We start from the raw sequence: 20,897 nt of genomic DNA, 5'->3' as shown, positions 1-20,897 counted from the left end.
TGTGATGGCCAGAGCGGACAGCGCCGGCGCCGCGCCTGACACCACGGATGCCCCTGATGCGACGGCCCAGGTGCTCGCACGGGCCGCCATGAACGCGATGGAGGCCGTCGGTGGGTACGCGGCCGGCGTCTACCTGCGCTCGCCCACCACCGGCCTGCTCCTGATGGCCTTGTTCACCGGGCTGCCGCTCCAGCTGTTCCGGCCCTGGTGGCGGATGCAGGTGAACCGCCCGTACCCGGTCTCCGAGGCCTACCGGTCGGGGCAGGCCGTCCACCTGCCCGACGCGGAGTCGGCGATGCGCCGCTTCCCCCAGCTGACGGCCGGGCTGCCGTTCCCCTTCGGCTCGCTGTACGAGCCGGTAACCGGCGGGACGGAACGGTTCGGCGTGCTGGTGGTGCTGCGCGAGGCGACCCCGGGGATCCCGGTCGGGACCGCGGACCGCGAGCGGCTGCGAGGGGCCGCGGAGCAGCTGGCCGCCGACCTCACCGCGCTCGCGGCGGCCGGGGAGCGGACTCTCTGGGAGGGCGATCCGGTGGGCGTGCCGGCACCACCGCCCGAGGCCGGGGCCGAGGGCGCCCGCAGGGCCGCGGACCGGCTCGCGCAGGCCGTGCTCTCCCTGGACCGGGAGGGTCGGATCGGCTACGTGAACACCGCGGCGGAGGACCTGCTCGGCCTCGACGGGCCCCATCTGCGGGGACGGCTGCTGTGGGAGGCGCTGCCGTGGCTCGGACATCCCGCCTACGAGGACCACTTCCGGGCCGGTTTCATGTCCGGCGAGCCGGTGCACTTCCCCGCCCGGCGCGGCCGGCACGCGCCCGGGCAGTGGCTGTCGGTGGACTTGTACCCCGCGGCCGACGGCGTGACCCTGACCCTGGGCACGTCCGCGAAACCGGCCTACGCGCCCGAGTCGCGGGCCGGGCCGGACATGGACGCCGACGCCGACGTGGACGTGGACAGCGACATGGACGCGTACGCGGACCTCGACGCGTCCGCCGACGAGGCCTCGGCGCTGTACCGGCCGGTGGCCCTCGCCATCGCGCTGACGGAGGCGGTCACGGCCCGGCAGGTGTCGGCGGTGGTCACCGAGGAGCTGCTGCCGGCCTTCGGCGGCCGCCAGCTGGCGATCTACCTGCTGGACGAGCGGCATCTGCACCTGGCCTGGGAAACCGGCTTCCCGCAGGGCTTCCTCGACCGGTTCGACGGGGTCTCCCTCGACGTCCGACTGCCGGGCGTGGAGACGTTGACGACGGGCCGGCCGCTGTTCTTCGAGTCGATGCAGCACCTCGCCGCCGCCTATCCGGGCATCCCGCTGGACGCCGATGTCGGCGCCCGCGCCTTCCTGCCGCTGATCGCCTCCGGCCGGCCGGTCGGCTCGTGCATCCTCGGCTTCGACTCGCCGCGCGGCTTCAGCCCGGAGGACCGTACGGTGCTCACGGCGCTGGCCGGTCTGATCGCGCAGGCGCTCGCGCGGGCCCGGCGCTACGACAGCGAGGTGGAACTCGCCCGCGGTCTGCAGTCGGCGCTGCTGCCGCACCGGCTTCCGGTGCGCGAGCACGTGGACACCGTCGGCCGCTACCTCCCCGGCACCCAGGGCATGGACGTCGGCGGCGACTGGTACGACGTCGTCGAGACGGGCACCGGCCTGCTGGCCCTGGTCATCGGGGACGTCCAGGGCCACGGTGTGGCGGCCGCGGCGACCATGGGCCAACTGCGCAGCGCGGTACGGGCCTTCGCGCTCAGCGGCAGCACCCCGGCACAGGTGGTGAGCGGCACCAACCAGCTGCTCATCGACCTGGATCCGGGCCAGTTCGCGAGCTGCTGCTACATGTTGCTCGACCCGGCGTCGGGCTCCGTGACGGCCGCCCGGGCCGGGCACCCCCAACCGCTGCTGCGCCACCCGGACGGCCGGACCGAAGTGCTGGACCTGGCGGGCGGGGTGGTGCTCGGCATCGACCAGGAGGCCTCGTACCCGGTCACGGAACTGCGGCTGACCACGGGCTCGGTCCTCGCCCTGTACACGGACGGGCTGGTGGAGAAGCCGGGCCTCGACATCGACGTCGGGGTGGAGCGGCTGCGGACGGCCCTGGCGGCGGCCCGGCCGTCCCCGCTGACCGAGACCGCCGACCGGCTGATCAGCGAGGCGGGCAACACCGCCGACCGGCCGGACGACATCGCCCTGCTGCTGGCTTCCCGTACCGGCGGGGACCCGTAGGGGCGTCGTGCGGTCAGTCCGGGCTCGCCAGGGTGAGCGCGGTGTTCACCAGGCCGACGTGGCTGAACGCCTGCGGGAAGTTGCCGAGTTGGCGTCCGGCGAGGGGGTCGTACTCCTCCGCGAGCAGACCCACGTCGTTGCGTACGGACAGCAGCCGCTCGAACAGGGCGCGGGCCTCCTCCCGCCGGCCCGTCATGTGCAGGGCGTCGGTCAGCCAGAACGAGCAGGCCAGGAAGGCCCCTTCGTCCCCGGGCAGCCCGTCGACGGTGGAGCCCGAGGTGCTGTAGCGGCGGACCAGTCCGCTGCTGCCGAGTTCGGCGCGCACCGCGTCGACCGTGCCGATGACCCGCGGGTCGTCGGGCGGCAGGAATCCGACCCTGGGGATGAGCAGGGTCGCCGCGTCCAGCTCGGCGGAGCCGTAGTACTGGGTGAAGGTGCCCCGTTCGGGGTCGTAGCCCTTGGCGCACACGTCGCGGTGCACCTCGTCGCGCATGGCCCGCCAGCGTTCCACGTCCCCGTCCAGGGAGGGGTCGCTCTCCAGGGTGCGTACGGCGCGGTCGGCGGCGACCCACGCCATCACCTTGGAGTGCACGAAGTGGCGGCGGGGGCCGCGGACCTCCCACAGGCCCTCGCCGGGCCGGTGCCAGTTGCGTTCGAGGAAGTCGAGCAGCGCGAGCTGGATCCGCCAGGCGTGGCGTTCGGAGGGCAGTCCGGCGGACCGGGCCAGGTAGAGGGAGTCGATGACCTCCCCGTACACGTCCAGCTGGAGCTGGTCGACGGCGGCGTTCCCGACGCGGACCGGGGCGGAGGAGGCGTAGCCGCGCAGCCAGGGCAGTTCGCTCTCGGGGATCCGTCGCTCGCCGCCGATCCCGTACATGATCTGGAGGTCGGCGGGGTCGCCCGCGACCGCGCGCAGCAGCCACTCGCGCCAGGCCCGGGCCTCGTCGAGGAAGCCGGTGGACAGGAGCGAACCGAGGGTGAGGGTGGAGTCCCGGAGCCAGCAGTAGCGGTAGTCCCAGTTGCGGACGCCGCCGAGTTCCTCGGGGAGGGAGGTGGTGGCCGCGGCGGCGATGCCGCCGGTCGGGGCGTAGGTGAGGGCCTTGAGGGTGATCAGGGAGCGGGTGACCGCCTCCTGGTAGGGGCCCTCGTAGCGGCATTGCGAGGCCCATTCCCGCCAGTCGGCGCGGCTCTGCTCCAGTGCCTCGAAGGGGTCGCAGGGCTCGGGGCGCGGCCGGTGCGAGGGGTGCCAGGTCAGTACGAAGGCGACGCGCCGGCCGGCGGTGACCGGGAACTGGGAGCAGGTGCTGTTCGCCTCGCCCCAGGTGCGGACCGGGGGTTCGCTGCGGAACCAGGCGGAGTCGGGCCCGGCGATGGCGACCCGGTCGCCGTCGCTGCGGCGCACCCAGGGCACGACGTGGCCGTAGTCGAAGCGCAGGCGCAGGGTGCTGCGCATCCTGACCGTTCCGCTGATGCCCTCGACGATGCGGATGACGTCCGGGGCGACCTCGCGCTGGGGCATGAAGTCGGTGACCTTGACGGTCCCGGTTTCGGTCTCCCAGTACGATTCCAGGATCAGCGAGTCGTCGACGTAGGCGCGGCGGGTGCAGGGCTCTGCGATGGCGGCGTCGAGGGGGGCGATGCGCCAGTGGCCGTTCTCCTCCTCGCCGAGGAGCTTGGCGAAGCAGGCCGCCGAGTCGAAGCGCGGCAGGCACAGCCAGTCGATGGACCCGTCGCGGCCGACCAGTGCGCTGGTCATCAGGTCGCCGATGAGTGCGTAGTCTTCGATGGGTTGTGTCATTTGTGCGCTATTCCCCTGAATGTCCGGGGCCAATCAGCCCAGGCCCCGGACACCGCTCATGGGGTCGTAGTCGGTATCAGGAGATCGTGACGAACTGACCGATGCTCGGTACTCCCTGGGCGTCGAGGGCGAAGAGCATGTAGGTGCCCGGCAGGACCACACCGGTGTCGGCGGGCACGGACACCTGGTACGTGCCGCCTCCCGCGGCGGTGGACACCACGGGCACCCGGCGTTGGTCGTTGTCGGTGGAGTGGGTCGCGGCGGCGGCCCGCATCAGGACGAAGGACGCCACCGAGCCCTGGGTGCTCACCGTGAGCGAGGCACCGGGAGCCGCCCTGGGGGGCACGCCCGCGGTGATGGCGGGCCGCGGCTTCGGCGAGCCGTCGGCGTTGAGCAGGTACGGCGGGGTGAAGATCGCCCCGTCGGCGTGGTTGGTCGCGCAGTCGCCGCACAGACCGCCGCCGCCGGAGAAGATCCGCCCGTCGGGCAGCAGGTTGGCCACGCTGTGGTAGTTGCGCGGAACGGCCATGGTGGCGAGCGGGGTGAAGGCGCCGGTCGCCGGGTCCCACAGCTCGGGGGTCAGGACGGAGGTGGCGTCGCTGAAGGGCACCGGATAAGCCTGACCGCCGAAGACGGCCACCTTGCCGTCGGGCAGCACCACGCTGTTGCTGAAGGCGCGGGCGTGCTCCATGTCGCCCGTGCGGGCGGCCTGGACCTGGCTGCCCGAGATGCCCACGGTGTAGGCGCGCTGGGTGGCCGGGGTGTCCTGGTAGGCGGGCGAACCGCCCAGGGTGAGCAGTTTGCCGATGTCGTAGGCGACGGCGTTGCCGGTCATCGCGTCCGGGCTGTCGGCCCGGGTGCCGGCCGAAGTGACGCCGCCCTGGCCACTGGTGGAGATCCAGTTCATCTGCTTGCTCGGGCCCAGTTGCAGTACCTTGCCGCCCGAAGTGGCGTGCAGCCACATGTGGTTGTCGGCGCGGTAGGGTCCGGCCGGGTCGGCCGTGAGCGCCGGGGCGGCGGGAACGCCGGGCAGGCTGCGCCAGGTGCGGGTGTCCGGGGACCAGACCTCACCGGCCTTGTCGGTACCCGTGGATCCGCTCCAGGACCCGCCGAGGACGAAGGCCTCGCCGGTGGAGAGCAGGGTCATGGCCTGGTAGCCACGGGCTATGTTCATGCTCGTGGTGGCGGACCAGTTGTCGGTGGCCGGGTCGTAGATGCTCGCCTTCTCCGCGTTGCTGCCACCGGTGACCAGCACCCGGCCGTCGGCGAGCATGGCGATGCCGGGACAGAACATGTCGTGTCCGGTGTTGTCGATGCGGCGCTGGGTGACCTTGCCCGTCTTCAGGTCCAGGATCGCGGTCTGCGTGTAGCCGTTGCTGCCGCCGAAGCGGTCGACGGCGTACGCGGACCAGGCCAGGAGCTTGTCGCCGGGCAGGGCGGCGGTGGCCACCGGCACCAGCGGGAAGCCGGTGATCCGGCCCCAGGAGCCGTGGACGGCCGGGCTGGCCGGACCGCTCAGGCGGATCTCACCGGCGGAGGTCCACGGTCCGCGGCCGCCCGCCTCGCTGGTCACGGTCAGCCGGACGAAGCGGGCGGATGCGGCGCGGGTGAACGTGGCGGTCTTGACGGTTTCGTCGTCCCGCCAGGTGCCCACGGCCACCGGTGTGCCGAAGGTGACGCCGTCGGTGCTGGTGGCGATGGTGTACGCGCCCGCACGCCCGTTGGGCCCGGTGGAGCGGGGGTGGTAGACGAGGGCGGAGACGACCTCGGTGCGGTGCATGTCGATGGTGATGCTGTGCGGCAGCGGGGTGGGAGTGGGCGCGTACTTGCTGTGCCAGATGGTGTTGTCCTTGCCGTCCAGCACATTGGCCGCGCGGCCGTTCTCGCTGCCCGTCTCCTCGTCGCTCGCCGTGGCCGTCCATCCGGCGCGGGACAGGTCGATGGTGGCCGCCGGGGTGCCGGGGTCGCCCAGCAGGTCGATCTCGGCGGCGGAGGACCAGGGTCCGCGGCCGCCCGCCTCGCTGAGCGCGGTCAGCCGGACGAACCGGGCGCCCTGGGGGGCGAATCCGAGGGTCTTGGTGCTCGCGTCGTCCGCGAGCGTGCCGGTGGCGACCGGGGTCGCCCAGCTCAGCCCGTCGGTGCTGAGGCTGATGCTGTACTCACCGACGCGCCCGTTGGGACCGTTGGTGCGGGGACGGTAGATCAGGGCGGAGACGACCTCGGTGCGGTGCATGTCCACGGTGATGACGTGCGGCAACGGGGTGGGGGTGGGAGCCCACTTGCTGTGCCAGATGGTGGCGGTGTTCCCGTCGAGGACGTTGGCCGCGCGGCCGTTCTCGGCGCCCGTCTCCTCGTCGCTCGCCACGGCCGTCCATCCGGCCCGGTCGAGGATCGGAGCCGTCGGCTCCATCGCGTTCGCGGGGACGATGCCGTGGTGCGGCGATTGTTTGGCCGTCTGCTGGTCGAAGGGCACGGGCGCGGGACGGGGTGCCGGTGCGCGGCCGGCCGCTGCCGTGCTCGTGACCACGAACCACGGGGTCAGGCCGATCAGCAGGGAGCCGAGGCCGAGAGCGATGAGCAGGTGGGAACGGCGTATCGCGCGGTGAAAGGCGAGGAAGCGCCTGGACTGCAATCTGACCTCCTGGGGCGAACTGATGTGCCCCGTAGAACATAGGTGAGCACAGCAGCAAGTCGCCTGGAGTCAAAGAGAGTTGGCGCAAATCCATATGGCCGGTCACAATCGGTGGACACCGGGTGGGCCGCTGCGGCCCACCCGGCGTCCGCCGGTCAGCAGTTGCGCTAGTCGCGCACGAGGAGCAGTACGACGGCGAGGACCACGCCGAGGGCGACGGCGAGGGCGCCGTGCGCGAGGCGGTGGCTGCGCAGGACGGGCAGGAAGCGGTCGACGGCGTACCGTCCGGGGCCGGTGAGGGCGAGGGCCGCGGCGCCCGCGGTCAGCAGCAGCTCGTACTCGATGCCCTCCGGGGCGAAGAAGGCGCCGGCGCCGTGGACGGCGATCGCGTTGATGAGGGTGCCGACGACGGCGGCCCCGGCGAGCGGGGTGAGCAGTCCGAGGACGAGACCGAGCCCGCCGAGGGTCTCGGTGAGGCCGGCGAGGACCGCCATGGCGTCACCCGCGGGGTAGCCGCTGGCGGTGAAGAACTGGCCGGTGCCGCTGATCCCGCCGCCCCCGAACCAGCCGAAGAGCTTCTGCGAGCCGTGCGCCGCCATGGTCAGGCCGAGGACCAGGCGCAGGAGGAGCAGGCCGGTGTCGTGGCCCGGGGTGGAGAGGGCGGAGGTCTCGGGGCGTGCGGCCGGTGCGGCGGCCTGCGGCTTCGTCGCGGTGACGGAGGGGCTGGTCATCGGGGGGGTCCTTCCGGTCGGGGCGGCCCGGTGGGGAGGCAGGGAAAAGTTGTTCAAATTCGAACCGCTAGGCCCCGACCCTAATCCATTGATTCAAATTGGAACAACCCGTGTAGTCTGGGGCCATGGCTGAACCGAGATGGCTGGACGACCGCGAGATGCGCGCCTGGAGCGGGTTCCTCGCCGCATCGGCCCTGGTGAACCGCCGCCTCGACCAACAGCTCAAGGACGAAGCCGGGCTCTCGCACCCCCAGTACGAGATCCTCGTACGGCTCGCCGCCGCGCCCGGGCGCGAGCTGCGGATGACCGAGCTCGCCAACGGCCTGATCAACTCCAAGAGCGGGCTGACCTACCAGGTCACCCAGATGGAGAAGGCCGGCCTGGTCATCCGCCGCAGCTGCCCCTCCGACGTGCGCGGCGTCTTCGCCGTCCTGACCGACGCCGGCCGCGCCAAGCTGGAGGAGGCCGCCCCCGGCCACGTGGCGACCGTCCGGGAGGTCCTCGTCGACGTCCTCACCCCCGAGCAGCTCGACGCGCTCGCCGACGGACTGGGCGAGGTCGGCCGCCGACTGCGCGGCCAGGACACCTGAACGGATGCGGCCGCCGCCGAGGCATTGCCGGCCCGATATCGGGGTATAGGGCCGCCATGGACGGAAAGGTCTGGCTCGCCCTGGGCACGGTCATCGCGGTGGGACTCGCGATCGCCGCGGCCGTGCTGCTCGTACGGGTCTTCGCGGCCCGGCGACTGCTGGTCGACGCGGGGATCCCGCTGCGCGACAAGGCCCTGTTCTGGGCCGCGGTGATCTACACCGTCTCGCCGCTGGACCTGATCCCGGACCCGGTGTACTTGGACGACATCGGGATCCTGCTGCTGGCGCTGCGCTCGCTGCACGCGGCGGCCGGGGCCGTGCGCCCCACGAAGGAACCCGGCGCCGCCGCCTGAGGCGTCCGGTCAGACGTGCTGGTCGAAGAGGACCGGATTGCCGTCCGGGTCGACCACGAGGAAGCTGCCGGGGCCCGAGCCCGACTCGTCGACCTCGGTCAGGAACTCCACGCCCCGCGCCTTCAGCCGTCGCTGCACCTCCCGGACGTCGGTGAACGAGTCGAGCGCACGCGCGCTGCTGTCCCAGCCCGGGTTGAAGGTCAGCATGTTCTTCTCGAACATGCCCACGAACAGCCCGAGCACGACGTCGCCGTTCTTGAGGATCAACCAGCCCTGCCCGGGATCCCCGCCGAAGGCGGCGAATCCGAGGTTCTCGTAGAACGCCCTGGAGGCGTCGAGGTCGCGGACGGTGAGACTCACGGAGAATGCGCCCAGATCCATGCGCTCCAGCCTGGCCGCCCCCCGATCGGGCCGCAACCGCTCCCCGACCGGCGACGGGCGGGAAGCGGCAGGTCAGCCGGGGGTCAGCGGACGCCCTGGGGACGGAACTGGATGCTGATGCGGGGGCCGACGGCCCGCGCCGACTTGGGTACGGCGTGCTCCATGGTCCGCTGACAGGAGCCGCCCATGACCACGAGGTCGCCGTGCCCCAGCGGCAGCCGCAGCAGGGTGGCACCGCCGTCGCGGGGGCGGAAGGCGAGATCGCGCGGGTCACCGACGGAGACGATGGCCACCATCGTGTCCTCGACCCGGGAGCGGCCGGTCCGGTCGCCGTGCCAGGCGACGCTGTCGCGGCCGTCGCGGTACAGGCACAGGCCCGCGGTGGCGAAGGGCTCACCGAGCTCGGTGGCGTAGTGGCCGGTCAGCACCTCGCGGGCCTCCGTCAGCGAGGGGTGGGGCAGGGGCTCGCCCTCGGCGTAGAAGGCGAGCAGCCGGGGCACGTCCACCTCCCGCTCGTACATCTGGCGCCGTTCGGCGCACCAGGGCACGTCGGCGGCCAGCCGCTCGAAGAGCGCGTCGGCGCCGCTCAGCCAGCCGGGCAGGTGGTCGACCCAGGCCCCGGCCCCGAGGTCGGTCCGCCGCATGCCGTCGAGGGGGCCGAGCCGGATCTCGTCGCCCTGGTCGAAGAGGGACCCCTGAAGGCCCTGGACTGCGTGCATGGACCCAGCCTAACCCCATCACCCGAACACATGCTCGATTAACGTGCCGCGGCGCTTCAGCCCTGCGACGCCCCCGCCCCCGTGCCGGCCGACGGACGGCACAGCAGGGTGACGGCCACCGAGACCCCGGCGACGACGGCCATCGCGGCGCCCGGGGCGACGCACTGGGCCAGACCCCCGGCGACGGCGGCGCCGATGCCCTGCCACGTCATCCGGCCCGCCGACTCGACTCCCTGGACCTGACCGCGGATGGCGTCGGGGGTCTGTTCGAGGAGCTGCTCCTGGAGGGGCAGGGTGGCCGCGTACCCGACACCGGCGAGGAAGACGGCGACGACCGCTACCGGGGCGGGCGGGTGTACGGCGAACAGCAGGAAGGGGGCGGCGAGCAGCAGCCGCAGGGCGAAGGCGAGGCGGCGTCGCCGCTCGGCGGTGAGCAGTCGGCCGACGGTCAGGTCCCCGAGGAGCATGCCCGCCGAAGCGGCGGCGAGGAAGGCGCCCGCCCGGCCGGGGTCGTAGGACAGGAACAGGGCCTCGCAGCCGACGACCAGGCCGTTCGGAACCCACAGGTTCAACAGCAGCCTGCGGCGGCCGGGGTGGGCGAACAGCTCGGCGTTCGTCGTCCAGGTCCGGCGCAACCCGGGTCGGCGGGTGAGCCGGATCGAGCGTTCCCGGACGGTGGTGGCCACGACGCCCGCCCCGAGGGCGGTCAGGGCCGCGGCGACGACGAAGACCCCGTACGGGCCCAGGTACCGCAGCAGCGCGGCGCCGACGGCGTAGCCGGTGATCACCGTGGCGCCCGAGGTGACGTTCATCAGCGAACGGGCGGGCGCGTAGGCGGAACTGGGCACCACCTCGGCGAGCAGCCCCAGCCGGGTGCCGGTGCCGAGGGACTGGAAGAAGCCCAGCGTCAACAGCAGGGCGAACCGGGCCGCGAGCGGCAGCCCCGGGACCGCCTGGGCGGCGACGCCCACCAACGAGAGGAGTTGGAGCAGGAGGAGGGTCCGGCGGGGCCGTTCGCCGTCCGCGACGGACATCAGCGTCAGCGCGCCGAGCACCGTCGCGAACGTGGCGCCGTACATGCTCACGGCCGTCAGGAACGGGGAACCGGTCCGGTGGTTGACCAGCGCGCCGAGCGCGAAGCCGGACAAAGTGCTCGCGGTGACGGTGAGGGTGAAGCTGATGTACAGGCCGCTGAACTCCTTGTTGCGGAGCAGGGCGCGGTATCCGGTGGTGGTGGTGGCCGCAGGTGCGGCAGGACTGGTGGTCCGGTGTGAAGGCATGAAAAAAGCCTCCGGACACATGCACGGGGCATGCACGCCGAAGGCCAACGGGGTCATTTTAGCAGCCCTGCCGTCCAGTTGATGGACACTTCGGGTTCCCCGGGCCGTTCCGGATCCGCATTACCGCAGCGTAGGCGTGTGATCAGGGACTCACGGTCTTGGCCGCAGGCGCTGCGCGCGGTACCGTCACGGCGACATTTCCACATAGCGACGACGGCGAGACGGAAGCCCGGTGTGAATCCGGCATGGTCGCGCCACTGTGTGCTGCGACGGCATCTCCACGATGGCGTCGCAGCGAGTCAGACCCGAGGACCGTCGTCCTGCACCACCGTATGGGACGCGTTGTTCCCCGAGGAGGTTCCATCATGGCCGAGGCTCTCGCTTCCGCTGCCGTATCCACCCCCGCCGGCTCCCTGTCGGCTCCGCTGCCCGTGCGCGCGGTGCTGCCCTGGGCGCTCTTCGTCGGTCTCCTGATGCTCGTCGCCCTGTACTTCGTCGGTGCCGAACAGGGCGCCACGGCCGTGTTCGCCGGTGAAGGCGTGCACGAGTGGGTGCACGACGGCCGTCATCTGCTCGGCTTCCCCTGCCACTGAGAGGCCACGCACATGTACGCCTCTACTGTCAGAGGACTGCTGGTCCGCGGCATGCTCGCGGGCCTGATCGCGGGGCTCTTCGCCTTCGCGGTCGCCTACGTCGTCGGTGAGCCGCCGGTACGGGGTTCCATCGCCGTGGAAGAGGCCCAGGCCGCCCAGGACGCCGCGAGCGCCCCGAGCGCGCACGCCGGACACGGCGGTGACGCCGCGTCGGGCGAGGCCGCCGAGGAGGAGGAAGAGCTGGTCAGCCGACCGGTTCAGTCGACCTTCGGCCTGGCCACCGGTGTCCTGGTCTACGGGGTCGCGCTGGGCGGCATAGCCTCGCTCGCGTTCTCGTTCGCCCTCGGCCGCATCGGCGGGTTCAGCCCGCGGGCCACGGCGGCGCTCACCGCGGCGGGTGCCTTCGCCACGGTCTACCTGGTGCCGTTCCTGAAGTACCCGGCCACGCCGCCGGCGGTCGGCAACCCGGACACGATCGGTCAGCGCACCACGCTGTTCTTCCTGATGATCCTGCTCAGCGTGCTGCTCGGCATCGGCGCGATCGTCCTCGGGCGGCGGCTGGCACCGCGCCTGGGCAACTGGAACGCGACGCTGACCGCGAGCGCCGGCTTCATCGTCGCCGCCGCCCTGGCGTTCGTGTTCCTGCCGGACAACAGCGACGCCGTCCAGCCCGGTTTCCCCGCGGCCCTGCTGTGGGAGTTCCGGGTCGCCTCGCTGGCCGTCCAGCTCGTCCTGTGGGCCGTGTTCGCCGTCGTCTTCGGCGTCCTCGCCCAGCGGCTCCTGGCCGCGCGCGCCGACGGCGCCGAAGTGACGGCTCCGGCTCAGCAGGAGGCGCCCGCGCTCGGCTGACACCGGCCGCGCCGCCTGTGCCCGGGCCCCGCCGACCCCCTGTGGGGGTGGCGGGGCCCGGGCATGTGCGCACAGCGGCGCCCTACGATGTGCGCATGAGTGCGGGCAGGCATCTGGCAGGTGCACACGGTGCGCAGATCGCGCAGATCGCGCCGGGCGCACCGGACACGTCGGGCACATCGAGCACGCCGGGCGGGCCGGGCGGGCCGGAGCGGGGCGACCGGCTGGAAGCCGCTGCGTCCGTGCTCGCCCTGCTCGCCGACCGCACCCGCCTGGCCCTCATGGAGCGCCTCGGCCGGGGCGAGGCCGATGTCACCACCCTCACCGAGGCGTGCGGAGCCGCCCGACCCTCCGTCAGCCAGCACCTCGCCAAGCTCCGGCTGGCCGGGCTGGTCACCACCCGCAAGGACGGCCGCCGGGTCGTGTACGCCCTGGGTCACGGGCATTTGCGGCGGCTGGTGGACGAGGCCCTGAACGTCGCCGACCACCAGCTCGGTTCCCTCCCGCCGCACGACTGACCGCCGCGCGCCGGAAGCTGTCCCGCCACGATGGCGGCGAGCGCAAGCCCGAAGCCCACGAGCTGCACCGGGCCCAGTGTCTGGCCGAGCACCACGGCCCCGAGCAGTGCGGCGACCAGCGGCGAGAGCAGGCCGAGCACCGCGGCGGAGGTGACGGGGAGGCTACCGATGCCCTGGAACCACAGGACGAAGGTGGCCAGGCCGCAGACCAGGCAGAGCCAGAGGTAGCCGAGGAGCGCGGTCGGGCCGATGGCGGGCGGCGGCCCTTCGACGAGGAAGGTGACGGGGAGCAGGAACAGGCCGCCGGCCGTGAGCTGCCAGCCCGCGAAGGCGGTGGGGCCCATGCCGGCGGGCCGCCCCCAGCGCTTGGTGAGCGTCACCCCGAGGGCCAGCGTGGCCGCGGCGGCCAGGCCCGCCGCGATGCCCACGGTGTCGAACGCCGCGTCCGGGCCGATCACCACCAGGCCGATGCCCCCGACGCCGATCACGCCCCAGGTCAGGCGCCGGGCGGAGAGGCTCTCGTGGAGGACGGTCACGGCCAGCACGGCGACCATGAGGGGCATGGCCGCCGTCAGTGTGGCGGCCACACCTCCGGGCAGGCGTTCGGCCGCGACGAACAGCAGCGGGAACAGCAGTCCGATGTTCAGGGTGCCGAGCACCACGACGCGCCCCCACCAGGCCCCCCGGGGCGCTGTCCGGGTGAGCGCCAGGGCGATCAGGCCGGCGGGCAACGCCCGTAGCAGGCCCGCGAACAGGGGACGTCCCGGCGGCAGCAGCTCGGTGGTGACGATGTAGACCGTGCCCCACGTCAGGGGGGCGAGCGCGGTCAAGAGGGTGCGGGGCAGGTTCCCACGGGCCGTCCGTGCGGCTGGACTTGTCATGTCTCGGAGTCTCGTGGGGCCCGATCGATGAGTCCAACACATGTTTGTCAGCCCATCGATCGTGATCCACGATGGATCGATGGAGCTCCAGCAGATGCGCTACGTCCTCGCCGTAGCCGAGACGAACAGCTTCACCCGGGCCGCCGAGCGCTGCCTGGTCGTCCAGTCCGCCCTCAGCCACCAGATCGCGCGCCTGGAACGGGAACTGGGCGCGCGGCTCTTCGAGCGCACCAGCCGTCGGGTGCGGTTGACCCCGGCCGGTGAGGCGTTCCTCCCGGCCGCCCGTCAGTGTCTGGACGCCGCCGAGCGGGCGGCCGCCGAGGTCGCGGCGGCCGTCGGGGAGGTACGCGGGCGGCTCGCCGTCGGTCTGATCCCGACCGTCGCCGCGGTCGACGTCCCGGGGGCGCTGCGCGACTTCCGCCGGCAGTACCCGCACGTGCGCGTCAGCCTGCGGGTGGGCGCGAGCGAGGACCTGGTCGAGCGGGTCCGGGAAGGGGTCCTCGACGTGGCCTTCCTGGGGCTGCCGACGACCGCCCGGCCCCAGGGCGTCGCGGCCCGCGAACTCGCCCGGGACCGGCTCGTCGCCGTGGTCGCGCCGGACCATCCGCTCGCCGCCGAGCCGGCGGTGGACCTGCGCAGGCTCTCCCGCGAGGTGTTCGTGGACCTGCCGGCCGGCACGGCCGGACGGGTCCAGTCCGACCTGGCCTTCTCGGCCGCCGGTCTCACCCGTGACGTCGCCTTCGAGGTCACCAGCGCCGACTACATCGCCCGACTCGTGGGACCGGGTCTCGCCGTGGCCATGCTCCCCTCCGCCTACGCGCCCCAGCTCGCCGGCGTGGCGACCGTCGAGGTGACCGACGCCCCGGCCCGCGTCGAGTACGCCGTCTGGAGCCGGACCGGCCGCACCCCGGCGGCGGCCGCCTTCCTCACCGCCCTCGACGACCACGTCCTCGCGGGGGCCGCGGCCACGCCGGTGGACCGCGACGCCCGACCGGAACGGCGCACAACAGGTGCACAGGTGCGCACACGTTGACTACGCTGGATCCGACTGGTTCCACCGTGCTGTCATCGATCCGCCGACCGGGACGGGGACCGTGCTGTCCGTACTGCGCAACGACACCTACCGCCGGCTGTTCACCGCCCAGGTCATCGCCCTGGTCGGGACCGGCCTGGCCACCGTCGCACTGAGCCTGCTCGCCTACGAGCTCGCGGGCGAGCGCGCCTCGGCCGTCCTCGGTACCGCCCTCGCGATCAAGATGACCGCCTACGTCACCATCGCCCCGGTGATCGGCGCGGTCGCCGACCGGATCCCCCGCCGCGTCCTGATGACGGCCATGGACCTGACCCGCGCCGGTGCGGCGGTGGCCCTTCCGTTCGTCACCGAGATCTGGCAGATCCACGTCCTGATCTTCCTGCTCCAGGCGGCGTCGGCAGTCTTCACCCCGACCTTCCAGGCCACCGTCCCCGAGATCCTGCCCGCCGAACGCGACTACACCCGGGCCCTGTCGATGACCCGGCTCGCCTACGACCTGGAGAGCCTCTTCAGTCCGGTCCTGGCCGCGGCGCTGCTGAGCCTGGTCACCTACGACTGGTTGTTCGCCGGCACGGCCGTCGGCTTCCTCGCCTCCGCCGCACTGATCGTTGCCACGGTGCTGCCCGGACCCGCCCCGGTCGAGCGCACCGGCGGCTTCCGGACCAGGGCCGCCTTCGGCACCCGCCTCTTCCGGGCCACGCCCCGGCTGCGGGCCCTGCTCGCACTCGACCTCGCGGTCGCCGCCGCCGGAGCCGTCGTCCTCGTCGACACCGTCTCCCTGGTCCGCGGCCACCTAGACCGCCCGGCGGGCGCCGTCCCGCTCGCCCTCGGGGCGTACGGCGCCGGCTCCATGGTGACCGCGCTGCTCCTGCCCCGCCTCCTGCGGTCCTCCACCGACCGGTCGGTTATGCTCCGGTCCGCCTTCGCCCTCCCGGTCGCCCTGGCGGCCGGGGCCGCGCTCGCCGCGACCGGCCCGCGCGCGTGGTCCTGGCCCGCGCTCCTGGCCGTCTGGGCCGCGATCGGCGCCGCCAGCTCCGCCGTCCAGACCCCGGGCGGCCGGGTGGTCCGCCGCTCCACCGCCGACACGGACCTGCCCGCCGCGTTCGCCGCCCGCTTCTCCCTCTCCCACGGCTGCTGGCTGCTCACCTACCCGCTGGCCGGGTGGCTCGCCGCGGGGGCGGGGCTGCCGCTGACCGTCCTGCTCCTGGGCGCCGTGGCCCTGAGCGCCGCCGCGGCCGCGGCGGTGATCTGGCCGGCCCGGGACCCGTACCGGCTGGAACACGTACACCCCGACCTCCCGCCCGGTCACCCGCACCTCGTCGACGCCCGCCCGGCCACGGGCGGTTGGCGGCACGGGCACCACTACGTCATCGACCGGCACCACCACCGCTGGCCCGAAAAAACACCTGGCCGATCGTGCTGAGCGGCATTACGATCACCGCGATGACCACTCACTCCCTACACAGATCGGGGGTCCCGTCCACGCAAGGTGAGCGCTGATGCCCACCGATGACGTGCACGGGGATTCCCGCCTCTCCCTCTGGCTCCGCGTACGCGAGTACGCCGTGCCGGCGTCCATGATCGAGACCGCGACCGCCCGTCGCTCCGCCGGGGACTGGGCCGGGGCCTGCGCCGCCGCAGGCGTCGACGTCGACCTCGATCTCCGTTTCCTGGCGCGCTCGCGCGGCCACGAACTCGCGGCCCGGATCCGGGCCGACCTTCGCCACCTGGCGCCCGACCTGTTGCGCTGGCACCTGCCGCGCATCGCCCCCGACGGACTGCTGCGCCCCGGGCTGACCCTCACGCTGGCCCGGTACGACACGGTCGCGGGCGACGACCCGCATGCCGTGCGCCCCGTACCCACCGTGCACCTCGTGGCCAGGACCGCGCCCGCATGGGCGGACGGCGGTCAACGGATCAGCCTCGCCCTGTGGGACGGATCCCGCTCCGGGCAAGGCCGTTGGGCCGGCCCGCGCCACGATGCCCGTCCCGACCGACGGTTCCGCCTCGACCTGCACCGCCACCTGTGGGACGCCCGCAGGACCGACGAGCTGCGGGTCCGGTCCGGGGCCGACCGGCCGCCCGCCGAAGGCCTTCCCCCACTGGACCCCGAGCTCCTGGCGGCGCTCCCGCAAGGACACCGGTGCGCCGTCGACCGGTGGGCCGCCGAGGCCGGGATCCTGCTCCGCGCCGAGGGCCGGACCACCGGCAGCGTCGTCGTACGGCTGGGGGCCCGGCAGCGGCTGGTACTGGACCTGGCCGCGGACGGACCGGGGCCGCCCGCGGCGCGGATCGGGGCGGCGCCCGCCGACGGCAGCGCCTCCGCGCTACCGGTCCTGCCCGACGCTGCGGTCTGGACCCTGCCCGACCTGGACCTGATCCGCACCGGAGCCGTCGAGGCCGGGCGACTGCACCCGCTGGTTGCCCCGGCATTGGTACCGGACCGCACGCCGACCGGACCGGCCGGGACCGCGGACGAGGCGGGGCGCCCCCGCCTCGTCGAGTGCCGGGGCGCCCGGCACCGCATCGGCCTGGTCGACGGGGTACTGGCCGCACTCGACCACGACCCGGCCGAGATCCGCAGGGAGGAACTGCTGGCCGCGCTGACCGGCACTCCGCTGCCCTGCCTGCGGGCCATCGACGCGGCGCACCGTCGGCCCGACTGCCTCACCGGGGTCCGCGAACGCCTGGATCACGGCGACGTCGCCGGTGCGCTGGCCGTGGTGGAGGGGCTGCTCGGCTCCGACGCCCTGCTGCGCGCCGGAGCCCTGCGGGACGAGCTGGAAGCGGCCGCGCTACGGCGGATCACCTACGGGCTGTTCCGGGCGGGCCTGGCCGGGCCCGGCCCCGGCCGGATCCCCCCGGGGGCACATCGCCCACGGGACCACCGGCTCCGCCCGCGCCTGGCACGCGCCCGCTGACCCCGGGGCCTTCTCACCTCCCGCCCTCCCCCGGCTGGCCCTCCCCCCTCCCCCCTCTCCTCCGGTCCCCCGGACCGTCCCCCGTTCCTCACGAACCCACACAGGTGATCATCCATGCCCTCGCACACCCCGTTCCCGGCCACCGACGCCCCCGCTCAACTCGACGTCGCCGAGCGACTGCTGGCCCTGCTGCGCGACACGACCACCGAGCCGCGCCCCGACGACCAATTGGAGGCCCTGACCCTGGCCGTGGCCGCCGACCTGCCGGTACTCCTGTGGGGTGAGCCCGGCATCGGCAAGACCGCGGCCCTGACCCAGCTCGCCGAGAGCCTGGACCTGCCCCTGACCACGGTAATCGCCAGCGTGCACGAGCCGTCCGACTTCTCCGGCCTGCCCGTCGTCGGAGACGATCCCGCCGAGCAGGGCGTCCCGATGGCCCCGCCGGACTGGGCCGTGCGACTCGTACGGGCCGGGCGCGGGCTGCTGTTCCTGGACGAGCTGTCCACGGCGCCGCCGGCCGTCCAGGCCGCCCTGCTCCGCCTCGTGCTCGAACGCCGGATCGGTTCGCTCCAACTGCCGCCCGGCGTACGGATCGTGGCCGCCGCCAACCCGCGGGGCTCGGCGGCCGACGGCTGGGAGCTGAGCCCGCCCCTGGCCAACCGGTTCGTCCACTTCCAGTGGACCCACGACCACGACGTCGTGCTGCGCGGGCTCGGCGGGACCTGGCCCCGGACGACGCTGCCGCGCCTGGACTCCGGGAGACTGCCGGCCGCCGTGGACCACGCCCGTCGTGCCGTGTGCGGGCTCCTCACCACCCGCCCCGCGCTCGTGCACCGGCTGCCCAGCACCGAGACCCGCCGGGGAGGCGCCTGGCCGTCGCCCCGCAGCTGGGACATGACGATACGTCTGCTCGCCTTCGCCCACGCGGCCGGCTCCTCCAGGGAGGTGCTCTCCCTGCTGGTCAGGGGCACGGTGGGGGACGGTCCGGGGCTGGAGCTGCTGGCCTCCTTGGACCGGATGGACCTCCCGGACCCCGAGGAACTGCTCGCCGACCCGGCCGGCGCCGACCTGCCCGAGCGCGGAGACCGGCGCCAGGCCACGCTCGACGCAGTGGTGGCGGCGGTCCGGAGGCGCCCGGACAAGTCCCGCTGGGACGCCGCGTGGGCGCTGCTGGTCCGGGCGTTGGAAACCGGAGCCCCCGACCTGGTGGTCGTCCCCGCGACCACCCTCGCCGCGCTGCGCCAGGAGGACTGGGACGTGCCGGAGTCGATCGAGCGGCTCGCCGGAGTGGTGGACCTGTCCCGGCGGGCGGACCTGTCGCAGGAGCGGGCGGCGGCCCGGACCGGGGACCCGGTGGGGGCCGGCCGATGAGCGCACCGACGACGGGCACGCGGCGGGCGGGGGCGCAGCCGGCGGGTGCGCTGGACCTCGACAAGCTCTTCGCGGCCCGGCTGCACGCCGCCCGGGTCCGGCCCTACCTGGCGACGGCGCTGTTCGCCCTGCACACCGTGGAATCACGGCAGGTGCCGACGATGGCCGTCGACCGCCACTGGCGGTGCTACGTCTCGCCGGGGTTCGTGGACCGGACACCGGTGGAGGAGCTCGCCGGGGTATGGGTCCACGAGGTGTCCCACCTGCTGCGCGACCACCACGGCCGCGGTGACCGGGTCGCCCGGGAACGCGGGCTGACCGGCCCGGGCGAACGGCTGCGGATGAACATCGCCGCGGACTGCGAGATCAACGACGACGCGTTCGGCGAGGGGCTGGTACGTCCCGAAGGGGCGCTGACGCCGGAGGACCTGGGGCTACCGGCGGGCGAGCTGATGGAGGACTACCTGCGGCAGTTCAGGCTGGGACCGCTGACGCAGGAGCTGGTCTGGCTGGACTGCGGCAGCGGCGCCGACGGTCTGGAACGCGAGTGGGACCTGGGGCCGGACGGCGCACACGGCCTCAGCGCGCAGGAGCAGGACGCGGTCCGGTTCCGGGTGGCGCAGGGGATCAACGGCCGTCCGGGGAACGCACCGGCGGGGTGGCGGCGGTGGGCCGAGGAGGCGTTCCACCCGCCGCAGCCCTGGCGGGAGTTGCTGGGCGCGGCGGTCCGGTCGGCGGCCTCCGGTGCGGGCGCAAGCGAGGACTACAGCTACGCCCGGCCCTCCCGGCGCTCGACCGCGCTGCGCGGTGCCGTGCTCCCGAGCCTGCGGCGCAGGCCGCCCCGGGTCTGCGTGGTCATCGACACTTCCGGTTCGGTCAGCGACGACGAGCTGGGCAGTGCGCTGCTGGAGGTCGCCGCGATCGCGCGGGCCGTGGGCGGCCGTAGCGACATGGTCAGCGTGGTGCCGTGCGACGCGGCGGCCCGGATCGTGCACCCGCTGTGCAGCGGCGAGGGCATCCCGCTGCTGGGCGGCGGCGGAACGGATCTGCGCACGGGATTCGCCAAGGCCCTCGGCACGGGACCCCGGCCCGACGTGATCGTGGTCCTGACGGACGGACAGACGGCCTGGCCGGACACCCGACCGCCCTGCCGCACGGTGGTGGGCCTCTTCCACCGGAACCGGCGGAGCGGTTGGCGCGAGGACGACCCCGACTACGTGCCGGACGCCCCGCCCGCCTGGGCCCGCGTGGTGACCATCGGGTCCCCCGGCGCCCGCTGACCGGCATCCACCGGGCCGGACCGGAGATGACGGAACGTGCCCGGACAGGATACGAAGACCTCGTGAACGAAAAGACCCAGGCAGCGACCGTCCGCGTGTTCATAGCGCTCGCTCCGCCCGACGACGCGAAGGAAGAGCTGGAGCAGCGGCTGCAGCCGACCTACGCCGCGTACCCGCGCATGCGCTGGAACCGCATCGAGGACTGGCACATCACCCTGGCCTTCCTCGGCGAGCTCCCGGTCACCGCCCTCGAACTCCTGCGGCCGCCGCTCGCGGAGCTCGCCCGGGCCCGGCGGCCCCTGCGGCTCGCGCTGCGCGGCGGCGGACACTTCGACGAGCGGGTCCTGTGGACCGGGATCGACGGAGACCTCGAAGGGCTGCACCTCCTCGCCTCCGAGGTGCGCGCCGCGGTCACCGACTGCGGCATCCCCTTCCACGGCCGGCCCCTGCGCCCCCACCTGACGCTGGCGCGCTCCCGCCGCCACGACACCACGAGCGCGGTGGAGGCCGCCACCGGACTCGACGGGTTCACCGGCCGCCCGTGGGAGACCCGGCGCCTCCACCTCGTCGGGAGCAACACCGGCCGCGGCCCCGGTCCCATCCACTACCGCGACATCCAGGCCTGGTCCTTCGAAGGCGGCGGCGCCTGACACCTGCGGTGCCTGACACCGGCGTCGCCGCCGCGCGCGGGACCGGCACGGTTCGCGCCGCGGCTTCGTGCCACGGCTTCCTCCCGGTGGGCCGCCCGGCCTCGT

19 protein-coding genes are annotated in these 20,897 nt (G+C 73.6%); 12 read left to right on the top strand and 7 right to left on the bottom strand.

The annotated features are described in order from the left end of the window. Positions 1-4: 4 nt before the first annotated feature. Entirely contained in the window at positions 5-2,212 is a 2,208-nt protein-coding gene (locus OG594_RS17875; protein WP_266603013.1) for a SpoIIE family protein phosphatase, read from the top strand. A 13-nt stretch (positions 2,213-2,225) separates the two neighbouring features. Here the strand turns inward: OG594_RS17875 and OG594_RS17870 are convergent, their stop codons facing one another. The 3 genes from OG594_RS17870 to OG594_RS17860 form a co-directional block, all read right to left on the bottom strand. Further along, complete coding sequence (locus tag OG594_RS17870) at positions 2,226-4,010, bottom strand: glycoside hydrolase family 15 protein (RefSeq protein WP_266600035.1); 1,785 nt, start codon at positions 4,008-4,010, stop codon at positions 2,226-2,228. A 76-nt stretch (positions 4,011-4,086) separates the two neighbouring features. Next, entirely contained in the window at positions 4,087-6,642 is a 2,556-nt protein-coding gene (locus OG594_RS17865) for a discoidin domain-containing protein (protein ID WP_266600033.1), read from the bottom strand. A gap of 167 nt (positions 6,643-6,809) precedes the next feature. Then, complete coding sequence (locus OG594_RS17860; RefSeq protein WP_266600031.1) at positions 6,810-7,373, bottom strand: DoxX family protein; 564 nt, start codon at positions 7,371-7,373, stop codon at positions 6,810-6,812. Between the two features lie 125 nt (positions 7,374-7,498). Between OG594_RS17860 and OG594_RS17855 the strand changes: the two genes are divergently transcribed. Both OG594_RS17855 and OG594_RS17850 read left to right on the top strand, forming a co-directional pair. Continuing rightward, positions 7,499-7,963, top strand: coding sequence for a MarR family winged helix-turn-helix transcriptional regulator (locus OG594_RS17855; RefSeq protein WP_266600029.1), 465 nt, complete (start codon positions 7,499-7,501; stop codon positions 7,961-7,963). 56 nt (positions 7,964-8,019) lie between these two features. After that, positions 8,020-8,316 carry a YkvA family protein gene (locus tag OG594_RS17850; RefSeq protein WP_266600027.1) on the top strand — a complete coding sequence of 99 codons (297 nt, stop codon included), beginning with the start codon at positions 8,020-8,022 and terminating at the stop codon, positions 8,314-8,316. Between the two features lie 9 nt (positions 8,317-8,325). Here OG594_RS17850 and OG594_RS17845 read toward each other — a convergent pair whose 3' ends face one another. The 3 genes from OG594_RS17845 to OG594_RS17835 all read right to left on the bottom strand — a co-directional run bounded on the left by OG594_RS17845 (position 8,326) and on the right by OG594_RS17835 (position 10,696). Then, a complete protein-coding gene (locus OG594_RS17845) occupies positions 8,326-8,697 on the bottom strand; it encodes a VOC family protein (RefSeq protein WP_266600025.1) in 372 nt (123 codons plus the stop codon). Between the two features lie 83 nt (positions 8,698-8,780). After that, the gene (locus tag OG594_RS17840) at positions 8,781-9,416 is read right to left on the bottom strand and encodes an alpha-ketoglutarate-dependent dioxygenase AlkB (protein WP_266600023.1); all 636 of its coding nucleotides are present in this window, start codon (positions 9,414-9,416) and stop codon (positions 8,781-8,783) included. 56 nt (positions 9,417-9,472) lie between these two features. Then, entirely contained in the window at positions 9,473-10,696 is a 1,224-nt protein-coding gene (locus OG594_RS17835) for a hypothetical protein (protein ID WP_266600021.1), read from the bottom strand. Positions 10,697-11,061: 365 nt separating this feature from the next. On the opposite strand from OG594_RS17835, the gene OG594_RS17830 reads away from it, so the two are divergent. The 3 genes from OG594_RS17830 to OG594_RS17820 all read left to right on the top strand — a co-directional run bounded on the left by OG594_RS17830 (position 11,062) and on the right by OG594_RS17820 (position 12,656). Then, positions 11,062-11,289 carry a CbtB-domain containing protein gene (locus OG594_RS17830; protein WP_189733983.1) on the top strand — a complete coding sequence of 76 codons (228 nt, stop codon included), beginning with the start codon at positions 11,062-11,064 and terminating at the stop codon, positions 11,287-11,289. A 12-nt stretch (positions 11,290-11,301) separates the two neighbouring features. Continuing rightward, positions 11,302-12,138, top strand: a complete 837-nt coding sequence (locus OG594_RS17825) for a CbtA family protein (RefSeq protein WP_266600018.1) — start codon at positions 11,302-11,304, stop codon at positions 12,136-12,138. Between the two features lie 95 nt (positions 12,139-12,233). Beyond that, on the top strand, positions 12,234-12,656 hold the full coding sequence (locus tag OG594_RS17820) for a metalloregulator ArsR/SmtB family transcription factor (RefSeq protein ID WP_323185238.1): 423 nt from the start codon (positions 12,234-12,236) through the stop codon (positions 12,654-12,656). Here OG594_RS17820 and OG594_RS17815 read toward each other — a convergent pair. Beyond that, a complete protein-coding gene (locus tag OG594_RS17815; protein WP_266600016.1) occupies positions 12,575-13,537 on the bottom strand; it encodes an EamA family transporter in 963 nt (320 codons plus the stop codon). The genes OG594_RS17820 and OG594_RS17815 overlap by 82 nt on opposite strands. Positions 13,538-13,616: 79 nt before the next feature. Here OG594_RS17815 and OG594_RS17810 point away from each other — a divergent pair, with 79 nt between their 5' ends. From OG594_RS17810 to thpR, 6 genes are all read left to right on the top strand, one after another. After that, positions 13,617-14,570, top strand: coding sequence for a LysR family transcriptional regulator (locus OG594_RS17810; protein ID WP_266600014.1), 954 nt, complete (start codon positions 13,617-13,619; stop codon positions 14,568-14,570). Positions 14,571-14,631: 61 nt separating this feature from the next. After that, a complete protein-coding gene (locus tag OG594_RS17805) occupies positions 14,632-15,993 on the top strand; it encodes an MFS transporter (protein ID WP_266600012.1) in 1,362 nt (453 codons plus the stop codon). A gap of 76 nt (positions 15,994-16,069) precedes the next feature. After that, the gene (locus OG594_RS17800; protein WP_266600010.1) at positions 16,070-17,491 is read left to right on the top strand and encodes a hypothetical protein; all 1,422 of its coding nucleotides are present in this window, start codon (positions 16,070-16,072) and stop codon (positions 17,489-17,491) included. Between the two features lie 114 nt (positions 17,492-17,605). Then, entirely contained in the window at positions 17,606-18,862 is a 1,257-nt protein-coding gene (locus OG594_RS17795) for a MoxR family ATPase (protein WP_266600008.1), read from the top strand. Beyond that, positions 18,859-20,142, top strand: a complete 1,284-nt coding sequence (locus tag OG594_RS17790; RefSeq protein ID WP_266600006.1) for a VWA-like domain-containing protein — start codon at positions 18,859-18,861, stop codon at positions 20,140-20,142. The genes OG594_RS17795 and OG594_RS17790 overlap by 4 nt, the downstream gene beginning before the upstream one ends. Positions 20,143-20,204: 62 nt before the next feature. Beyond that, on the top strand, positions 20,205-20,792 hold the full coding sequence (gene thpR, locus OG594_RS17785; RefSeq protein ID WP_266600004.1) for an RNA 2',3'-cyclic phosphodiesterase: 588 nt from the start codon (positions 20,205-20,207) through the stop codon (positions 20,790-20,792). Positions 20,793-20,897: the final 105 nt, after the last annotated feature.

The organism is Streptomyces sp. NBC_01214, assembly GCF_026340975.1.
Taxonomy (GTDB): domain Bacteria; phylum Actinomycetota; class Actinomycetes; order Streptomycetales; family Streptomycetaceae; genus Streptomyces.
This window is presented reverse-complemented; position numbering and strand designations above follow the sequence as displayed.